The organism is Planktothrix prolifica NIVA-CYA 540 (assembly GCF_963864145.1).
Lineage (GTDB): Bacteria > Cyanobacteriota > Cyanobacteriia > Cyanobacteriales > Microcoleaceae > Planktothrix > Planktothrix agardhii.
Genome location: NZ_CAWLTW010000001.1, coordinates 3,273,824 through 3,292,975, shown reverse-complemented (window position 1 = coordinate 3,292,975; position 19,152 = coordinate 3,273,824). Strand labels below are relative to the sequence as shown.

Annotated in this window: 16 protein-coding genes; 8 read left to right on the top strand and 8 right to left on the bottom strand. The window is 34.7% G+C overall.

Annotated features, from left to right (window positions below; genetic code table 11):
• Positions 1-77: 77 nt before the first annotated feature.
• The gene (rlmN, locus tag AC559H_RS14670) at positions 78-1,112 is read right to left on the bottom strand and encodes a dual-specificity RNA methyltransferase RlmN (RefSeq protein ID WP_036833796.1); all 1,035 of its coding nucleotides are present in this window, start codon (positions 1,110-1,112) and stop codon (positions 78-80) included.
• 53 nt (positions 1,113-1,165) lie between these two features.
• On the bottom strand, positions 1,166-1,768 hold the full coding sequence (locus tag AC559H_RS14665; protein ID WP_026795853.1) for a Uma2 family endonuclease: 603 nt from the start codon (positions 1,766-1,768) through the stop codon (positions 1,166-1,168).
• Positions 1,769-1,818: 50 nt separating this feature from the next.
• Between AC559H_RS14665 and AC559H_RS14660 the strand changes: the two genes are divergently transcribed.
• From AC559H_RS14660 to AC559H_RS14645, 4 genes are all read left to right on the top strand, one after another.
• Positions 1,819-4,953, top strand: a complete 3,135-nt coding sequence (locus tag AC559H_RS14660) for a hypothetical protein (protein WP_026795852.1) — start codon at positions 1,819-1,821, stop codon at positions 4,951-4,953.
• Positions 4,954-4,978: 25 nt separating this feature from the next.
• Positions 4,979-8,665: a helicase-related protein gene (locus AC559H_RS14655; protein WP_036833334.1), complete on the top strand. Its 3,687-nt coding sequence runs from the start codon at positions 4,979-4,981 to the stop codon at positions 8,663-8,665.
• Positions 8,666-8,771: 106 nt separating this feature from the next.
• A complete protein-coding gene (locus AC559H_RS14650) occupies positions 8,772-9,935 on the top strand; it encodes an AAA family ATPase (RefSeq protein WP_026795851.1) in 1,164 nt (387 codons plus the stop codon).
• A gap of 2 nt (positions 9,936-9,937) precedes the next feature.
• Positions 9,938-10,618 carry a hypothetical protein gene (locus tag AC559H_RS14645; RefSeq protein ID WP_026795850.1) on the top strand — a complete coding sequence of 227 codons (681 nt, stop codon included), beginning with the start codon at positions 9,938-9,940 and terminating at the stop codon, positions 10,616-10,618.
• Positions 10,619-10,718: 100 nt separating this feature from the next.
• Here the strand turns inward: AC559H_RS14645 and AC559H_RS14640 are convergent, their stop codons facing one another.
• The 3 genes from AC559H_RS14640 to AC559H_RS14630 form a co-directional block, all read right to left on the bottom strand.
• A complete protein-coding gene (locus AC559H_RS14640; RefSeq protein WP_026795849.1) occupies positions 10,719-11,114 on the bottom strand; it encodes a hypothetical protein in 396 nt (131 codons plus the stop codon).
• Positions 11,115-11,193: 79 nt separating this feature from the next.
• Entirely contained in the window at positions 11,194-11,451 is a 258-nt protein-coding gene (locus AC559H_RS14635) for a type II toxin-antitoxin system RelE family toxin (protein WP_026785535.1), read from the bottom strand.
• A gap of 6 nt (positions 11,452-11,457) precedes the next feature.
• Complete coding sequence (locus AC559H_RS14630; RefSeq protein WP_051319731.1) at positions 11,458-11,724, bottom strand: hypothetical protein; 267 nt, start codon at positions 11,722-11,724, stop codon at positions 11,458-11,460.
• A 175-nt stretch (positions 11,725-11,899) separates the two neighbouring features.
• Here AC559H_RS14630 and hslO point away from each other — a divergent pair, with 175 nt between their 5' ends.
• Positions 11,900-12,832 (top strand): Hsp33 family molecular chaperone HslO, encoded by a 933-nt coding sequence (gene hslO / locus AC559H_RS14625; protein ID WP_026795847.1) that lies wholly within the window; start codon positions 11,900-11,902, stop codon positions 12,830-12,832.
• Between the two features lie 70 nt (positions 12,833-12,902).
• Here hslO and AC559H_RS14620 read toward each other — a convergent pair whose 3' ends face one another.
• The 3 genes from AC559H_RS14620 to AC559H_RS14610 all read right to left on the bottom strand — a co-directional run bounded on the left by AC559H_RS14620 (position 12,903) and on the right by AC559H_RS14610 (position 17,341).
• Complete coding sequence (locus AC559H_RS14620; RefSeq protein WP_042153801.1) at positions 12,903-13,886, bottom strand: GNAT family N-acetyltransferase; 984 nt, start codon at positions 13,884-13,886, stop codon at positions 12,903-12,905.
• A gap of 698 nt (positions 13,887-14,584) precedes the next feature.
• Positions 14,585-15,712 (bottom strand): esterase-like activity of phytase family protein, encoded by a 1,128-nt coding sequence (locus AC559H_RS14615; protein ID WP_026795845.1) that lies wholly within the window; start codon positions 15,710-15,712, stop codon positions 14,585-14,587.
• An 81-nt stretch (positions 15,713-15,793) separates the two neighbouring features.
• Entirely contained in the window at positions 15,794-17,341 is a 1,548-nt protein-coding gene (locus tag AC559H_RS14610; protein WP_026795844.1) for a TM0106 family RecB-like putative nuclease, read from the bottom strand.
• A gap of 119 nt (positions 17,342-17,460) precedes the next feature.
• Here AC559H_RS14610 and AC559H_RS14605 point away from each other — a divergent pair, with 119 nt between their 5' ends.
• The 3 genes from AC559H_RS14605 (at position 17,461) to AC559H_RS14595 (ending at position 19,123) form a co-directional block, all read left to right on the top strand.
• A complete protein-coding gene (locus AC559H_RS14605) occupies positions 17,461-18,636 on the top strand; it encodes an aminotransferase class V-fold PLP-dependent enzyme (RefSeq protein ID WP_026795843.1) in 1,176 nt (391 codons plus the stop codon).
• A gap of 179 nt (positions 18,637-18,815) precedes the next feature.
• The gene (locus AC559H_RS14600) at positions 18,816-19,031 is read left to right on the top strand and encodes a hypothetical protein (protein WP_026785541.1); all 216 of its coding nucleotides are present in this window, start codon (positions 18,816-18,818) and stop codon (positions 19,029-19,031) included.
• Positions 19,028-19,123, top strand: coding sequence for a type II toxin-antitoxin system PemK/MazF family toxin (locus AC559H_RS14595; protein ID WP_233422916.1), 96 nt, complete (start codon positions 19,028-19,030; stop codon positions 19,121-19,123). The genes AC559H_RS14600 and AC559H_RS14595 overlap by 4 nt, the downstream gene beginning before the upstream one ends.
• Positions 19,124-19,152: the final 29 nt, after the last annotated feature.

Genomic DNA, 19,152 nt, shown 5'->3' with positions numbered 1-19,152 from the left:
AGGGCTAGGGTGGGGTTCTATATTCTGATCGCAAATCATTTAAGATTGCTATATAATCAAAATATACTCTTGAAAATCTAAGCCTGAGAAGCGCGTAATTGTCCACAAGCTGCATCCGCTTCTAACCCCCTGGAATATCTCACACTCACGGCGATATGACGCTCTTTTAAGATATCCATAAAATCATTAATTCCTTGGGTATTCGGTCGTTTATAATCAACTTCGTGAATGGGGTTATAGGGAATCAAATTAACATGACTTTGAAATCCTCTTAACTGACTGGCTAATTCTATGGCGTGTTCGGGTAAATCATTTAATCCCGCTAAAAGGATATATTCAAAACTAATTCTTCTTCCAGTTAATTTAACATAATCTCGACATTCTGCAAATAATTGGGATAGGGGATAAGTCTTGGCGCTGGGAATTAATTCTTCTCTAATATTTTGGTAGGAAGCGTGTAAACTAACGGCTAAAGTTACTTGTAAATCATATTCTGCAAATTCCCGAATTTTTCCCCGTAAACCAACCGTAGAAACGGTGATCATTCGTTGTCCAATTCCCACATCTTGATTCAAGGATTTAATCGCCGCAATCACGTTTTCTGTATTTAATAAAGGTTCTCCCATTCCCATAAATACAATATTACTAACTCGTCGTTGGAAATCCTCTTGGACTGTTAACACTTGGTCTATAATTTCATGGGGTTCTAAATTGCGAGTAAAGCCGCCTTTTCCCGTCGCACAAAAATCACACCCCATCGGACAACCAACTTGGGAAGAAACACAAACCGTTAAGCGTTTTTCGCTAGGAATTCCCACCGCTTCAATAATTTGACCATCGGCTAATTTTAATAAATATTTAATGGTTTTATCAGGAGCGATCGCTTTATAATGAATAGTAGAGCGACCAATATTAACATCACCAACTGTCTCCCGCCATTGTTTAGAAAATACCGTAATCTCCCCTAGGGATTTCGCGCCTTTGTGATAAATCCAATCATATAATTGCTTCCCTCGATAAGCAGGTTGTCCCTGCTGTTTTACCCAGTCGGTGAGTTGTTCCAAAGATAACCCTAGTAGGGGAATTGATGCGGAGTTTGTAGTAGTAATCATAACAGTTAATAATAACCAGTATAGGAAAATTAGACAGAAATAGATATCAGATATTATATCTGATCTTTTAATATTTGTTCGGGTGTTAGTTCCAGATTGGGAAAAGTTTTTGATTGAATTTGATCACCTCCAGTAAACTCCAAGCTATCATACCATTCATCAACTAATGTCAGAATTGTGACTTTATTTTCCAAAGGATCAACTATCCAATATTCAGAAATTTCCAAAACACTATATTCCGCTTTTTTGGCGCGGTAATCCGTTCGTTTAGTAGACTCACTCACCACTTCAACAATTAATAAAGGTACGGGTTGATTCAGTGTAATCACCGCTTCTTTATTTTGTAATTCTCGCCATTGTTCTAGTGGTAAAATAACAACATCAGGAATTCTAACTGTATCCCATCTTCCCCCACGGGGAGATTGAATACCAATAATCATTTGTTTAGAAACCCACGCTTGTTGATTGCGTTGGATTTCTGCTCGAAACACGCTGTTAAGAAAATCAGCAATTTCTCCGTGTTTTCCTGTTCCTAAACTCATGGGAATTAGTTCTCCGTTAACCAGTTCATAGCAAGTATCTGTACCATCGTTGTAATTGAGATATTCAGCTAGGTTTAGGGGTTTTGTGGTTAATTCAGACTTTACAGTTACCATAAAAGATTGTAATATGGATATGACTCATACAATTATGACATATTTTGACAATGACTGATCAACATATTCTACAAGAAACCTTCGATTCCCTTCCCAAATTAGATTATATTCCCTTATTAGATGCTATTCTAAAAGAACTTAAAACAACAAATACCCCTGTTTTTCAACTTTCTCCCGATCAAAATCGTCTCCTAATTCGTGCTTATGATTTTGCTGATAAAATAGCAACTGAAAATAAAACCCTCAATCCCTTAACCCAAACCACTGGAATTCGCGCCGCTACCGTTAATTTTGAGGATGCGGCTAAATTCTGTGATAAAATTAGACAAATTCAACAGTTATTAAAAGAAAAATTAAATCTAGCTTGTCAACCCGAATCTCCCGAAAATATCCTAGTTAAGATTTGTAGCGATCTGGGAGAATTTAATCATGAAAAAGATTCCCTTCCCTTTAACTATGATTTTAGCAAACAACCCCCATTTACCTCCAAACGCCTAACCCTTGAAAATAGTTTTACCCCCAATCGTAGCAGTGGAAGTGATGCGATTATTAAAGCACATCATTTTAATATTAGATTTACAGGATTAGCAGATTTTCAAGACAATTTATGCGCATATATTCGACATCATATTAATACTATTACCGATGAAAATTCATCAGAAAGACAGGATCTCAATGGGTTATTGAATGAACTATCAGATCGACCCGACTCCAGTTTAAATAACCTCAGAAGCATTATCGATCAAGAAGCGTTACCTCGTCTTTTACGCGATCTGAAAATCGACTATTTAGAGTATCTCAAAAAAGGATGGCAAAAAACTCATTCTAACGCAAATTCTCCTGATTTAATGCTATTACAAACCTTAATTAATCGCTTAAAAATAGTGATTGAATATATCAATGATCCCAATTTAGATAACGCCCATTATGACATTACTTATTTAGGAGAAACCGTTAATCTCAGAACCGTATTTTCTCAATCCGATGCGTTTGATAGTTTACCCATTATTCCTAATTATGAAGGAGTAATTGGTGAAAGTTATAACCGCAATAGTAATAATTTCAAAGAATTTAATTTGGGAATCCGTTTAAAGCTGAATGGTTCAGTTAGTGCTTATAATGAAAAATCTTCCTTAGATTATCATATCGCAGAAATCGATCCCACCAGTCCGCGACATCGAGAAGATTTACAAAATTCTAACAAAGCAAAAAGTTTTAAAACTAGAGTTTTAAAAAACGTTTGTTTGTATTATCTGATTTTTGCGATTGATGAAACAGGAAACACACCCGACGAAGAATATAACCCTATTGTTCAATTTGAACAGGAAGTTTTAAGAGGTTTTCAGTCCAATCAAACCAACCCAGAAGCAATTACTCAACTCTTATCGACCATCAAAAATAAAATTGCTGATTCTGCTTGGGAAGTCAATCGCAAAGTCAATCGTTTAAAATCATTTTTGAAAGATTTTTTAATCCAAAAAACAGTTTTAAATTATGAACAAAAAACAGTTAAATTGCGTTTACACAAGGATATTCTTCACCAAAAACCGATAGATATTATTAATAGTCAAAACTTTTTTAAAATTAACCTAGAAGATGATGATACCAGTCGTTCACGCTCATCAGCGAGGGAAGCATTAGCTTATTTAAAAGTCGGAGAAAATCAACTAAGTCAAGACTCTTTAGCATCTTTAGAAGTAACTTTTACCTTTGATGATGTTCGTTATTTTACCGTAGAGGAAGAACAGAAATTTGCTCTCAGGTATAATATTGATGGGATTAAAGCACTACCTGTGGTGTTTTATCCGATCCGAGAATTAAACGCTGAAGACATAAAAAAACCAGGCGAAAAATTCAAACCTCTTTCTCTATACGAGGAACATTTTAAAGAGAAAAAACTAATAGCAATTTATTATAATATTACCAAGCTGAGAGCAACTATATTTAAAGATAATCAATCTCCTGAAGCAAGAATTTATCGCCAAGTCTTTAGTTTATTAACCTATTTGTGTATTAGCGTTTGTCAAAATCCCCTCAAAGACCAAAATTTGTTTATTCCTATCTTACGATTTCATGTACAAAGTACTATTGATGATAGCGAAGATGAGAAATATTTAAGGACTTTAACTCGATCTTTAGCACATATTTTAAGACGAGATTGTTTAGCAAATGATCAGGGATTAAATACTAAGAATAGGGAGGATAAAGGTTTTAACTATCGAGTTAGAAATGCTTTATCTTCCCTCTATTCCCTACTTCCCAAACGGTTTAAATTTAATAGTGATTTTAAACCACAATTAGATAAATTAGCAATTGTTGTTGTTTCCAGTTGGGTGAGTGATGCGGTTTGGAATGAACCGGATAAAAACCAACGAATTTCTAATATTTACGGTGAGATTGTTTTAATTGAAAGAGATCCCGATAAATCCGATATCATTCAAATCAATAACTTTAAAACCTTTTCTAGTAACGAAAAACATGAACAATTGTATCAACAACCAACCGTAATTCGAGATGAAATCACTAAATTATATGAAGAAAAAGGATACCGACACTTCTTATATGTTGCGAAAGCACCCTACAGTAGACGTTTAGGATTAATTCGCTCAGAATCTGACCCTGATTCCCTATTTTTTATGTCGGAAACGGTGATTAAATACCTGAAAGATGGAAAACCCGATCTCAAACTGTATCCGATTTTTATGGATACCTATCCTGCTTTGAATTTAAAAACTAAAAATCAAGAATCTTTCTATATTCCCGATGTAGAAGAATTGAAAAAACTCTCTAATGATCCCAGTCAAAGGACTAAAGTATTTTTAAATTTGTTTACCGGAGTTACGGTTGATCAAAACCGAACCTTTTTTAATAGTGTAGTTTGCTATAGCACCCTGTTAAATATGTATGATGATGAACATACAAGAGATGTGATTTCAGGATTATTAGATGATTCTTCTCCTCTCCAAAAAACGATTTTAAACTATATTCTCTTGTTTCATTTTTCCCGTTATGAAAAAAGCTATAATAAAAATACTAATATCGTCTTAAAATTAAATCCTTATAGTAAACTCATCGGAGATGAAGGATTAGGAACACTTTCAAACTTTACTTACTCCCCCAAAAATATTAATTTTAATACTTTAGCATTTTTAACCGTTGTTAGAAGTGCGATCTATGATTCATAAACTATCAATAATTGAGGAATAATCAATGAAATCTTCATTGGGAATACAACTCGGAATACAATTAGGTCGAATCTTTGAAATTGGGTTTAATTTAGGAATTTTAACCTATTTTAAACAAAGACAATTTAAACAATCCTATCAGGATATTTATGTCACTCCCCTAAGTCAGATTTATCTCTATAAAATTAGTGAAAAATTAGCGAATGAAAATCATTATTTTGATCGATCAGATCGCCAAACGATTTCGACTTGGGTGAAATTATTTTTGCAAAAAGGTTGGACTTCCGGGGTGACTTTTATTCGAGAATATAGGGAAGCAACGGGATGGAAATATGATCGAGAAATTGAGATTGTCTATTTTCAGTGCGATTTTTATAATGATAACTGTCTTAATCTGATCGAAAAGACTGAAAATGATGCTTATCGAGATGTTTTAGAAACTCAAGGGTTTAATAATGTTGATATTATTCACTATAAACGCACAGGAGAGTTTTTAAGAGCAGATACGTTATTATTGACTCGCTATCGTGATCAATATCGAATTTTAGTGGTAGATTTATCAACTTTTACTACTTCTGCGATCTATGCGATTCAGGATATTAAAAATATTGATACTCTGAAAAATTTATTAAAAAAAGAGTTGAATTATATTCGCTCAAAATCTCAATTTTGTGGGTTAGAAATTGATATGGGAGAGAAAAATAACTATCAGGTTTTTTCTCAAAAGTTATACCAATATTTTTCTGCTTTTTCGACCAAAGATAAAGAAGGGGTAAAAGTTGTTCAATCTTGTAGTTATGCTTGGAGTTTTTATAATTTTTTGTTACAAAGTCGTTATTTAAAATCTAGTGATATCGTAAAATTTAACTGTTTTGGATATAGCGATCGCCTGATTAATGGAATTTCTCTGAATTCAGAATCATCATTAAAGATTTTAAAAACTTGTTATGATATCTACCGAGGTAAAGTAGAAGTCAATATTAAAGAAAACCGACTAAAGGTTTTGAATGTGATCAAAAGTAATGGGTCAAAAAGTTTTAAAAATGCTGGTGATTTTGTTAGAAAAATTATTGAAGCACAACCTAATCAAATTACCTCTATTGCTCATCAAGAAGTCTTAAAAGTTGGGGAATCAGACTTTTTTAATACTGCTGATAATATTCCTGAAACCTTACAGCGATCGCTTAATTTAACCCAACCAAACTTATCTCTAAGAGATGCTCATGCTGAGTTAATTCAGCGATCGCTCTCCGACCCCAAAATCCCCTATTTATTCCTAACTGGAAACCCAGGAATTGGTAAAACCACAGCTATTGCTAACTATATTTTACAGCATTTAGAAGCAGGAACACTATTATTTTATGTCAGTCCTCGGATTCAAGTAAATCGGGATATTATCGAAAAATTTTGCGACCCTGTTACCCATAAATTAAAAGATCACATTATTTGTTTAAATACCAATGCGATGATTTTAAATGATCAAAAAGGCGGTTGTGCGGTTGAATCTTATTATCATCTATTTTCCGAAGATGTACAAATCGGAAAAGTTAAGTTTTTAAATGCTAGTTTAGAGCGAGATTATCAGTATAAATCCTCTCAACGATTTGGGCGAAATTCCGAAGAAGTTTTAGAAGTAAAACCGCGAAATCAAGCGGGAGTTTTAGCGAGTTTATCGGAAGCAATTCATACTTGTTTTATTCATCCCGATCAATTTCCTAATAATATTATTGCGACCGCATCAATTCAAGCGTTAAAAGAAACAAGATCAGGAAATACCTTAAAACATTTAAAACGAATTTTTAGCAGTGTTTATAATTCTTCTACCCGTCGTGTCATTCCTGAAAAAATCAAAGCATTATCGCAACGGTTGAGAAATATTTTTATTATGATTGATGAAATTACCGGATCATCAGAAGGGGTTGCTTTTTTACATGGAATTAAAACTTTTATCGAAGAATACGACTTATTAAATCCTGATTATGGGTTTAATATTAAAGTGATTACTGCGGATGCTTCTTTAACCCTAAAAGATGTTGTTGAAAGTCATTTATCCGATCAAAACGTCCAAGCAGATAAAATTTTTGTTCGACAGGTTTCCGAAACCCAACAACAGTGTTTATGGGTGGATCAGTTTAAATTTTTAAATCAATACCCAGCAACTTTAATTAATGCAAATTCCTATCCCGCTTCCCAATTAACAATAGATTATCAGGTTTTGATTCACTCAGTAAATGACCAAGAGAATAACGAAGATGATTCAACGTTAATTAATCAAATGATCGATAGGATTAAAACCGATATTTTGCAACGGTTAAATCAAAATCAAGGTCAAATTATTGTCTATATTCAAAATAAGGATAAACTCAAACAACTGATTGATCTAATTGCGAAGCAACTCCCTACGTTTGAAGTAAAAAAAGATTATTTAGAAATTCATGCGAGTCTTTCCGAGGATGAAATCGCCAATATTCAAAAATATAAGGATAGCGTTAATGTCATTTTTATGACTGCTTCCGCATCTCGCGGTTTATCTTTCCCGAATACCCGATATATTTTAGTAGAAATTCCAGGGTTTCAAATCGAACAAAATTTAATGGAAATTATTCAAGTTATCTATAGAGGTCGCGGGGGAAATTTAGATCAAGGGGAAAAATTCATTAAGTTTTATCTATCGGATAAAGCAATCTATTTTACCCCTAAAGTTGATCAAGATAATCACCCTTTATCTCCAGCAGAATCTCAGGAATTAGCCAAAATTTCTTTACAAGAATCCTGTTTAAGTGCGTTAAATATTCTGATTATTTTAAAAGCATCAATTATGACTCGAATTGTGGGATTGGGTCAAATTGGATTTCAAAGTTATGTAATGATTCCGATTGGGGGAAAGTCGATTAAACAAGGAGGAGATAGTTTTTTAGGGTCAATGGTAACTCTATATCAGGAAGTCCAAAAAGAGTCTAAAAAGCGTCGTCAAGATCAACGCTTAAAGGAGATTTCCCAACGGTTATTAAATTTATTATCTGCTCAAAAAATAGAAATTTATCGTCCTCCTGTCACCTCTAAAACTCAACAGGAAGTTTCTTATTTATCTTTGGGATGGGAAATTTTATCTAAATTGGAAAAAAGTTTAGATCAATTTTTGGATCTTCCCCCATTAGAAAAAACCTATGTGCGCGGAAGTTTATTGATTATTCCGTTATCAGAAAAAACGGTTAGGGAAATTAATTATATTGATTTATCTCGGATTTTTACTTTAGAAAATAGCGATTTTCTTCAACAACTCTGGGGTTTAGCAAAGGGAAATTACCCCAAACAAATTAAGACACTGGTTGCTTCTGCTTTGGAATTAGTCTACAGTTTAGGGGAGGTTAAAGAGCGATCGCAACAAGTAATACAAACTTCTAAAAGTTGCGATCGCTATTATGCGTTTCCCATTCAAACTTTTTTAACTTTTACCGAATTAGAGGAGTATTTTTTAAGCGATCACAAATTGTTACCTCCATCCTTTCAGGATATTTTAAGACGCTTAGTTTATTTTCTCGCTTCTGCGGATAATATTCTACCTGCTGATGGTAATTATAAAAATCTTCCCTATGTGGTTTTTAATACTAACTCGATGGACAAACTGGGTAAAAATTTATTTAATGAAAATCAACTGTTTCACTCTAAAGAAATGAATATTTTAAACTTAATTTTGTCTCAAAGTGATTGACAATCCCAAAGACTTATGATATAACGATTAAAAATCGAACTTTCTCCAAGAAATGCTAACAATCAATTTTTCACAAACCCTTTAAATCCGAAACAGTAAGATAACCATGATTCAACAAATTACTATTAAAAACTTTAAATCCATTGATCAATTGAAACTTCCACTGGGAAGGGTAACGGTTTTGATTGGTGAAAATGGTTGTGGAAAAACGAATATTTTGGAAGCGATCGCATTAAGTTCAGCCGCAGCAAGTGATAAACTCGATCATGAGTTTTTAGCATCCAGAGGAATTAGAATAACGGAACCTCAATTCATGCGATCCGCTTTTAATTCTGATGATCTTAACAAAGAAATTGAAACATCTTTCCAGTTTCAAAACGATAAGATTATTACCTATAATTTACAACATGATGGTAAACCCTACTCTAGTTGGGTTAGTAAGATTTCTGAAATTTCAAAGGAAATCCCTGAAATTGAGAGGATGAGCGAGGGAATTTATCTAGCTTATGAACAAAATACCGATATTTTTTCAAGTTTATCAGAAGCAGATTTTGTTCAACAAAGCGTAAAACGGTATATTATCGAAAATCCTGATAATTTAACTTTAAAAAACTTTTTGATTTTTTCTCCAGAGAACTCAAGTTTACGAATTTTTAAAGAAGAAGGTCAAATCCAACCTTTGGGAATTCATGGAGAAGGATTATTGAAACTATTAACGGTTTTAAATGCAGAAAAAAATCAAGAAAAAATTCAAGAGATAAAAGAAAAAATGCAGCTTATAGATTGGTTTAAGGATTTCAGTATTCCTGATGAATTATCGCTGAATCAAAAAACCCTTAAAATTGCTGATCGATACCTTATTTCACGAAAACAAAAATACTTTGATCAAAATAGTTCTAATGAAGGATTTTTGTTTTTACTGTTTTACTTTTGTCTGTTTATCAGTGATAATACCCCTAAATTTTTTGCTGTAGATAATATTGATGTTTCCCTAAACCCCAGATTGGGACGTAGATTGGTTCAAGAATTAGTACAGTTAGCAAAAAAATATGAGCGACAAGTTATTTTTACCACTCATAATCCTGCTATCTTAGATGGATTAGATTTGGAGGATGATGAGCAAAGACTTTTTGTAATTTCCCGTAATCAATTAGGTTATACTAAAGCCAGAAGGATTTTATCTCCAAAACCTCTGGACGGACAGGAACCTGTGAGATTATCAGAAGCATTTTTACGCGGTTATATTGGGGGACTACCTAAAAATTTTTAGTTATGACTACTTTTGGATTAATTACTGAAGGACTTACAGATCAGATTGTCATTGAGAATATTTTAAGTGGGTATTTTAAAACAAATGATTTAATGGTTAATCCTCTTCAACCTGAAAGAGATAAGGATAATGATAATAAATCAGGTCATGGAGGTTGGACACTGGTTTTTAAATATTGTGAGTCCGAAGATTTTAAAGAAGCTTTTCAATTTAATGACTATGTGATTATTCAAATTGATACTGACCGTTCACCAGATACTAATTATAAGATTCTTCATCAAGACGAAAATGGTAAATTATTGAGTCCAGAACAATTAATAGAAAAAGTCCAAGAAAAATTCAAGAGTTTAATCGGGGAAGATTTTTATAGGGACTATTCTAATAGAATTATTTTTGCTATAGCTGTTCATTCTACTGAATGTTGGTTACTTCCTCTTTACTGTAACGAAAAAGCGCACAAGCAGAAAATAGTAAATTGTTTAGAGACGTTAAATCCAGCTATTAATAAGAAAAAAGGATTTACAATTGATGAGAACGCTAAAAATCCTGACTATTATAGAACCCTTTCTAAGCCTTACAGTAAACATAAAAAATTGATTAAAAATTACCAAAATAATCCTAGTTTTAAAATTTTTATCCAAGAAATTCAAACCAAAAATATTGTGATAGATTCTGATGATTAATCATACAATTACTGATTATGATTATCTAATTTATCACAATTATTTATGTTAGAGGTTTTAGGATTAGCAATTAAAGCCTTTTTATCGGTTTTATAACCAACTAAGTTTGGGGTTGATTTTTATTAACTAAAAAATCGCGTAACCGAATTAAATTGAGAGTTTGACCCAAATTTAAAGGTAATATAGAAATCCCTTCTAAGCGAGATTGTACCCAACCTTCCCCCCAATACCATTCATGAAATCCATCAATTCCCTGACTTAATAATAGTCTTAAACAATTAGGTTGGCTGACATCAACATAATGTTGAATTGTCACCGGGCCAAGGGAACTGGTAAAGGTTAATCCTGGTTGGAATTGTTCAGGAAGTCCGGGGTTAAACTGTTGAGGCCATAACCATTTTTGCAACTGACTCGGACGTAATAAACTGTCTCGAATATCAGCTTCTTTGGCGTTGACTTCAATACGGATACTGCTTTCTTGAAACGTACCGAGCATAATAATTTTACTTTAATAACGGTATATTTTTTTATTGTAACATTGGTTATGAAAAATCTGGGTAATTAGATCAAAAATTTTAGTTTCTATACACTTCCCGTCTATGACCTACTTCAACAATTAGAACAATGAGAAGGTCATCTTCAATTTGATAAATGATTCTATAATCGCCTGCTCGTAAACGTAACAATCCTTTTCTTCCTTGTAAGGCTTTTATCCCAAAAGGTCTAGGATTAATTGATAAAGCGTCAATTTTGGGTTGAAGCTGTTCTTGAACAAGTTGAGGCAAAGCCTTGAATTGACGCTGGGCTTTTTTAGAAAACTGTATTCTGTACATCGACACTTAATCCAGTCCGGCTTTAATATCTTCCCAAGAAACGGTTCCTTCTGTTTCTGCTGATAATAGTCCCTCTAATCCATCAATTGTATCTAACAAGTCTTCCAATTTTTCCACTTCAATCACAATCAATTGCTGGGAACTAATTTTTTCTAAAAGTTCAGGAACAGAAACTTCTAAACTTTCTGCAACAGACTGAACTCCTAACCAAACTTCATCATTGAGAATTAACGGATCACAACTGGGAAAGGAATTACTAATTTTTTGACTCATAATCCTTGGGATCTAAATTATCTTTAATGATAGATTTAAAGGTTTTGCTGGTCATAACTAACGCAATTATGATTATCCATTCTATCAAATCAAAATCAATTTTGACTGACCCCTAACACCTGATCCCAGAAAAAATTAAAATGGGAGCAGGTACAAATTGTTAAAAATTGTAAGCATGGCAGATCAACTGATTCGGGCAACGGCGGCAGAGGGCGGAATTCGGGCTGTAGGCGTGATTACCACCCGTTTGACGGAAGAAGCCAGACAACGACACAAACTCTCCTATGTGGCAACCGCAGCCCTAGGACGCACCATGGCCGCCGGGTTGCTCTTGGTATCGAGTATGAAACGGGCCACATCCAGAGTCAATATCCGCATCAACGGCGATGGGCCATTGGATGGGGTTTTGGTGGATGCGGGGTTAAATGGGACTGTCCGGGGTTATGTGGGCAACCCCGATGTGGAATTACCGCCCAATTCCCAGGGCAAATTGGATGTCGGTGGGGCTGTGGGCCAGAATGGTTATGTGCGAGTGGTGCGAGATGTGGGTTATGGCTATCCCTATACCAGCACAGTTGAATTAGTTTCTGGTGAAATTGGTGATGATATTACTAACTATTTAGCTAATTCTGAACAGACACCTTCGGCTTTAATCTTAGGGGTATTTGTTGATAAACAAGGAGTGCAAGCGGCGGGGGGTTTATTATTACAAGTATTACCAAAAGCCGCAACGGATGAAGAATTAATTACTAAATTAGAATCCCGGGTTGCTAGTTTATCTGGGTTTACTCCTTTATTGAGAGCCAATAAAACCTTACCGGATATTTTGCAAGAATTATTAGGAGATATAGGATTAGTAATTTTACCCGAATCTCAATTAGTTCGCTTTGATTGTAGTTGTTCTTTTGAACGGGTATTAGGGGCTTTAAAAATGTTCGGGACGGAAGAACTTCAAGATATGATTGAAAAAGATAACGGTGCGGAAGCAAAATGTGAATTTTGCGGGGAAATGTATCAGGCTAATTCCGATCATCTCCACCAACTGATTGAAGATTTACGCATAAAACCAGAACCGGAAGAAGTGCGGAAAAATTCGATTTTATTTTAAAAATGTTTCCTACACATTCTCCGGTAGAGACGTTGCATGGAACGTCTCTACTACTTATTTTATAGCTGATTTAAGCCGTGGCTTGTTGGGGGAAAAGTTGGCTGAGATTTTGACGGGATAATGGTTTAACCCAGGATAACCAATTGGCTACGGGTTGAAAACCAACGGATTCATAGAGTTTAGTTGCTCCGGTCAAACTATCGGCATCTACGCTCAGTTTTGCGGTAGTTGCTCCGGCTTTTTGGAGTTGGGATAAACCGGAAAAAAGCATAGCTTTTCCTAGGCCTAATTTCCGAAATCCTCGTCGGGTTCCTAACCATTCGATCCAACCGATTTGATCAGAATTTAACTGACATTTACAGAAGGCTGCAAAGTTGCCATTAGGCGCAATGGTAACTAAATCTAATTCCGGTTGATAGTTGGGTTGATTGTGCCAATATTGGGCTTGTTCCAGGGTTAATTCATGATGATCCCAATGGTCAATAAAGGACTCATTAAATAAATCTACCCAAGCCGAAATATCTTGTTTTCCTTGAATATGAGATAACCTAAAATCCGAAGGAAGTTGGGGAATAGATAAGGGAGATTCTAAGGATTTCGCCATGGTAATAAACTGACGATCAACTTTAAATCCTTGTTTTTTCAGGAGTTGATTTTGTTGGCTTTGATTTTCTAAAGTATAGGTTCGTAGTTGTACCATTTGTTGTTTTTGTTGTCCGATTTCTCGCAGGCGAGTTTCACACCAGCGCAACATTTCTTTTCCTAAATTGCTAGATCGGATACTCGGATGAATATATAGACCAAAATATCCATCAATTACCAGTTTAGAGGCTAGGGGTTCAATGCCAATTAACCCTAAAAGTTGATCCTCTGTGTCTGTCCACAGACGGATATCTTGTTGGGGATTAACATTAGGAGAAGATAGACCTAATTTTAAGTCGGCTAAACTTTCATCTTCGCTAAGATGATCAACGGTTTGACAGGCTTTAAATAAATTAGCGATCGCCGACCAATCTTTTTGACCTTCGTAGGATTTAATCATTAAGGTATTCATAATCAACTGTTCCGAATATTCGGAGGATTTTGACTTAATCTTGAACTGAAAAATTTGTAGCAAAAACTTGAGGTTGTTGTAGGAATACAACCTTTGATTCTTTTCCATTAATATTAATAACGGAAAGTTTTAAACTAAACCTAAGTGTCGCTGGAAACATCTCAATATTGAGGTTTACCGACTTCAATTGATATAGTTCTAGGGTTAAAAATTAATGCTGATGATAAAACTCTGCTCTGTGTGGGTAACACAGTAATAGTCAGGTTTTATCGAGTTAGACACTCATAAAAATGGGTTAATAAATTAATTAAATTTTGTTCTCTTAATCAACTTTATATACAGGTTAAATGGGTGTTGCCAGTTCGACCACTGGCCCTTGGAAAGTCACCAAACCCGATACAAAAGTCGCGATAATTAGACTAAAAAAGTGTTGTCCCGCTAGGTAAAGAAGAATTTCACCCCCAATGAGGTTTGATTTTGCTCTCCTCTGAGACCCGACAAAGACAGGCTGGATGATTCCATTTGAGAGCGAGAGACTGAGTACAGGTATTTGTGTCTCAATCATAGCTTATTACCCCAATCGGTTGTCAAGGTTTCCCAGGTTAAACTTTGGTTATGCTTTTGTAGTGAGGCGTTTACGCCTCAAATCTTGTAGTGAGGTGTTTACGCCTCAAATCTTGTAGTGAGGTGTTTACGCCTCAAAGCCCTGAAGGGCTTACTACGTTGGGATTAATTCTTAATGCGATAATCTGGGTGGTTTGTAAACTCATAAAGTTATTATCACTAATTAGAATTAGCGATCGCCCTCCTTCGGGTAAGGGAGAACCCCAAGTTAATCCTTCAATATTATCGATCAAAATATTTAAACTGTTTAAATTGAGTAATAACGTTTTTTCTGCGGGTACAATTTCTGAATTTGCTAGTTTTATACTCTCCAATTCTTGAATATTATCCGCTTGTTCTAAATTAACTAAAAATAATTTAATCGTATATCCTAAACCCAAGGAAAAAGACCGTTCTAAACTAATTAAATGCTCCTGATCAATTGCCAATAAATCAACTAAACCCTGTCTATTATACTGTTCTGCAATAAAAGAAGAATTAGCTAAGGTATCGGTAAAATATAAAAACTCTCGATCAGGTTGATTGGTTTGTAAATTATATCGCAAAATTCGACTAGGAGTTCCCCGATCTAAATTCGCTATTTCTCCATCCTGAATTAAGGCATTTTCACTAGCTGTAAACAAATAGTTTTTATCGGGCGTTATGGTTGAACTTTCTAAGGATAAATTAGAACGAACCCCTTGATTTTTACTCCAATTTTTATCTCTAAATTTTTCAGGAATAGGTAAAGAACGTAATAGTTTACCCTGCAAAGAAAACTCCTTAATAAAAGCTGGAATATTTCCATAAAAATTCCCTTCCGAAGCAATAAATACACTATTTCCAGAAAAAGCAATTCCTTCAGGATCAAGACTATCTTTAGTAAAGGTTTCTCCGGTTTCTGTTAATAACTGAGTCACACCAATTACACTTACTCCTGTTTCTGGGAGGGAACCGGAACTTAAATCAATCTTCAGGGTGTAAAATCGAGCTTTATTTTTATTGCTGGAGTCATCGGATATGGCGTAGTAAACCTGTTGTTCAGGGTTATAGGTAATTCCTGATAAACCGCCGACTTCTGTGTTATTATAGAGTAATTCTGTGGGTAAATTAGCTTGTCCCATAAAGTCAATAATCGTTGAAATTGCCACACTAGAAGTGCTGAAGATAAAAAATAAAGTCAAGATTAAAATTACCTCAAAAATTGATAAAAAAATTCGCATTTAATTGACCTATACTTTGATTTTTGCGAGATAATCTAAGGGTTATAAAATCAATATCTAAACCAAACTAAAAAACTAAATCTAATCATTAAGAAATTCCGTTAACCATTCTTTAATATGAAATGTAGCCCGACAGTCATCCTCATTATATTGAACAATGGCATCTAATAAACTGCGATCGCCTGTTTTTAACCATTGTTCGTACCAACAAACAGATTGAGCACCATTAGCTGTCGGATCACGCCATTCAAACCCCAGCCATTTCGCCACGGGTTTCAGGGCATAACTTTCCACCGGAAGGGTCACAGTTTCTATCATTTTAGCATGAAGATCAATAAATCGGTTTAATACAGGTTTCCACAAATAATCAGGGGTATGATAGACCATAGCTAATCTTTTAATGGTCTTAGGTTCATAGTCACAAAAATGAAAAATAGGAGCGATAGGATACATCCAAACCAATTCTAAAAACTGTTTCCAAATTAATTCTTCTTGGGTCTGATTTTCTGCTAAAAATGGATAAAATTTTTGTTGATTTGAACGGTGATCGATGACCAATATTCCATGAAGATAATCCAAGTTTAATTCTGGTTGGGCTTCAATATCAAAATAAATTTCAACGGGAAATTTTTTTAATTTATTTTGATAATTGTCTTGAAAAATTTTAATCCATTCGCTAGAATTAAAATGTTTTTCAAAACTGATAAATTCTTCCCAACGTTTAATGGCTTTATTATCTGAATTTGACTCAGCTTGCTTAATAATTTGTAAGGCAATTCCTTCAGCAAATTCGGGATAAACTTCTAATTGTTCTGGGGTGGCTTTAGCTAAGGTTTGAACAGTGGTTAAATTAATTTCTTGTAACCGCAAATAACGAGTTGGAGTCACCCCTGGAATTAAAGAAATATGATTTTGCGATCGCGCTACATCCAAACAATAACTATGCCATTGACATAAATTACATTTTTGTCTAGCAATAAAAACCTCCGGTTCTTGACGAGATAAAACCATGTTTAAATAATTATTTAAAACATCGTGCATTTTCGGAAGACGTTGTTCTAAATCAACTGAATAAGGCGCTTTACCGCGTAAAATCAACCAACTTGTTTCCGGCTGTATTCCTTGAATATCTGCTAATAAATAAGCATGAAACGCAGAAATAATTTGATAATCAAGTTTAGGACGTTTTCCTAATTTAATATCCTGGGAAACATAAACCCAATCACCAAATTTAGAAAATCCAGGTTGTTTAACTAATAATTCAGGACTACTAAGTAATTTAATTTCAATTATTTGATCAGATTCTGATAAATTATCCCTATTCCCTAAAATTTCAGATTGATTAATTACCTCTATTTTTAACAAAATCCCTTGATAAATTCGCTCAACTCCTTGCTGCATTAACTCTAGGGTTTGTTTCGCGCCTAAGTCCCAATTTCCAAAAAAAGAACTCAGTTTAGAATAGGGATATTGAGATAAAATATATTTCTGATAAGCCGAACTATCGCGGATCAATTTCAGTAAAAAATCACTGGGAGGATCTTGTTGAGAAATATCGCCATAACGGTCTAAAAATGCCCGCCTCTGACAGCGTTGATAAAGTAACAGTTGTTTATCGGTGATTAACATGATTCTTTAGTGTCAATGATTAATTGTACATCAGATATCCTATTCAGATTAAACTAATTAGAGTAAAGACGTTCCATGGAACGTCTCTACTTAACGAAAAATAACTAACCTTCAATATTATGACAATTTCTTCCCTAAAAACCCATCGCCAACAGTTTCCCGCCTTAACCAATAAAGCCTATTTTAATTATGGCGGACAAGGGCCATTAGCACAAATATCCATGGATGCTATTTTTGAAGGGTATAAATATATGCAATCCCATGGCCCTTTTTCGGGGAAAGTCAACCAATGGCAAAACCAAGAAACCCAATTAACTCGTCATTTACTGGCTACGGAATTAGGAATCTCACCGGAAACCCTCACCTTCACCGAAAATGTTACTGTAGGCTGTAATATTGCCCTCTGGGGAATTGATTGGCAACCCGGAGATCATCTGTTAATTTCCGATTGTGAACACCCAGGAATTTTAGCAATTATTCAAGAAATTCAACGTCGTTTTCATCTGGAAGTTTCATTTTTTCCCTTAAGAGAAACCTTAAACCAAAGCGATCCCGTAGGGATGATTTCTGAATATTTAAAACCCCATACTCGTCTATTAGTGATCAGTCATATTTTATGGAATACGGGTCAAGTATTACCTTTGACAGAAATTGTTAATCTTTGCCACAATAATTATAACACAAAAGTATTAGTAGATGCGGCTCAATCCGTAGGAGTTTTACCCCTAAACTTAACAGAAACCGAGGTTGATTTTTATGCCTTTACAGGTCATAAATGGTTTTGTGGGCCAGATGGATTAGGGGGGTTATATGTTAGCGCTGAATCTCGATCAGAATTATCCCCAACCTTTATCGGATGGCGCAGTATTATCGGTGATGAACAGGGAAAACCTATCTCTTGGACACCGGATGGAAAACGCTATGAAGTGGCAACTTCCGCCTATCCATTATATGCGGCTTTACGCCATGCGATCGCTCTCCATCATCAATGGGGAACGGCAATAGAACGTTATCAACAAATTTGTCAAAATAGTCAATATTTATGGCAAAAATTATCAGAAATTCCTCAAATTCAATGTTTAAAAACCTCTCCCCCGGAAGCGGGTTTAGTTTCCTTTCAACTCACTAATGGCAAATCCCATAAATCCTTAGTCAATACTTTAGAAAATCAAGGCATTTTCCTGAGAACTCTCCTCGATCCTAATTGCGTTAGAGCTTGTGTTCATTACTTTACCCTCTCCTCAGAAATTGATCAACTTATAGACGCCATTAACCAGTTTATTGCTGTTTCTTAAACCTCCAGGGTGCGTCACTATCAAAGAAACCGGGTTTCTGCTTAAAGACTGTTGGGGAAAACTAGATATTGATAGAAACCCGGTTTCTGACTTTTGGGGCGATTCAGTTGCGGATGATAAGTTATAATAGAAGCCAAAGTCAGCCCAAAAATCAACTTGAACAAAAATAATAACTCAAAATGGTAACTACCTATCGTTTAAAAGCTAGTGAACTCGATCAGAGCTTTTTAGAAAGATTAAAAGCCACTTATGGAGATCAAGAAATAGAAATCAGTGTTTCTAACTTAACAACACAACTAGAAGCAATGGCAAACGATCCATTCATTCAAGCTGAGATTCAGCAAATAGAACAGGAATTTAAAATTACTGAAATGGATGGTTTAAGTGATTTATGACCATTCAAAGAGGCGAGATTTATTTTGTTAATCTTAATCCTGTTCAGGGACGAGAACAAGCAGGACAAAGACCTGTGTTAATTTTATCATAAAAATGGGTTTAAAACCCCGTCGTTCCACG

Bases quoted from the DNA above. Each gene is read 5' to 3' on its own strand.
- rlmN (WP_036833796.1), bottom strand. From the start codon at position 1,112: ATGATTACTACTACAAACTCCGCATCAATTCCCCTACTAGGGTTATCT.
- AC559H_RS14665 (WP_026795853.1), bottom strand. From the start codon at position 1,768: ATGGTAACTGTAAAGTCTGAATTAACCACAAAACCCCTAAACCTAGCT.
- AC559H_RS14660 (WP_026795852.1), top strand. From the start codon at position 1,819: ATGACTGATCAACATATTCTACAAGAAACCTTCGATTCCCTTCCCAAA.
- AC559H_RS14655 (WP_036833334.1), top strand. From the start codon at position 4,979: ATGAAATCTTCATTGGGAATACAACTCGGAATACAATTAGGTCGAATC.
- AC559H_RS14650 (WP_026795851.1), top strand. From the start codon at position 8,772: ATGATTCAACAAATTACTATTAAAAACTTTAAATCCATTGATCAATTG.
- AC559H_RS14645 (WP_026795850.1), top strand. From the start codon at position 9,938: ATGACTACTTTTGGATTAATTACTGAAGGACTTACAGATCAGATTGTC.
- AC559H_RS14640 (WP_026795849.1), bottom strand. From the start codon at position 11,114: ATGCTCGGTACGTTTCAAGAAAGCAGTATCCGTATTGAAGTCAACGCC.
- AC559H_RS14635 (WP_026785535.1), bottom strand. From the start codon at position 11,451: ATGTACAGAATACAGTTTTCTAAAAAAGCCCAGCGTCAATTCAAGGCT.
- AC559H_RS14630 (WP_051319731.1), bottom strand. From the start codon at position 11,724: ATGAGTCAAAAAATTAGTAATTCCTTTCCCAGTTGTGATCCGTTAATT.
- hslO (WP_026795847.1), top strand. From the start codon at position 11,900: ATGGCAGATCAACTGATTCGGGCAACGGCGGCAGAGGGCGGAATTCGG.
- AC559H_RS14620 (WP_042153801.1), bottom strand. From the start codon at position 13,886: ATGAATACCTTAATGATTAAATCCTACGAAGGTCAAAAAGATTGGTCG.
- AC559H_RS14615 (WP_026795845.1), bottom strand. From the start codon at position 15,712: ATGCGAATTTTTTTATCAATTTTTGAGGTAATTTTAATCTTGACTTTA.
- AC559H_RS14610 (WP_026795844.1), bottom strand. From the start codon at position 17,341: ATGTTAATCACCGATAAACAACTGTTACTTTATCAACGCTGTCAGAGG.
- AC559H_RS14605 (WP_026795843.1), top strand. From the start codon at position 17,461: ATGACAATTTCTTCCCTAAAAACCCATCGCCAACAGTTTCCCGCCTTA.
- AC559H_RS14600 (WP_026785541.1), top strand. From the start codon at position 18,816: ATGGTAACTACCTATCGTTTAAAAGCTAGTGAACTCGATCAGAGCTTT.
- AC559H_RS14595 (WP_233422916.1), top strand. From the start codon at position 19,028: ATGACCATTCAAAGAGGCGAGATTTATTTTGTTAATCTTAATCCTGTT.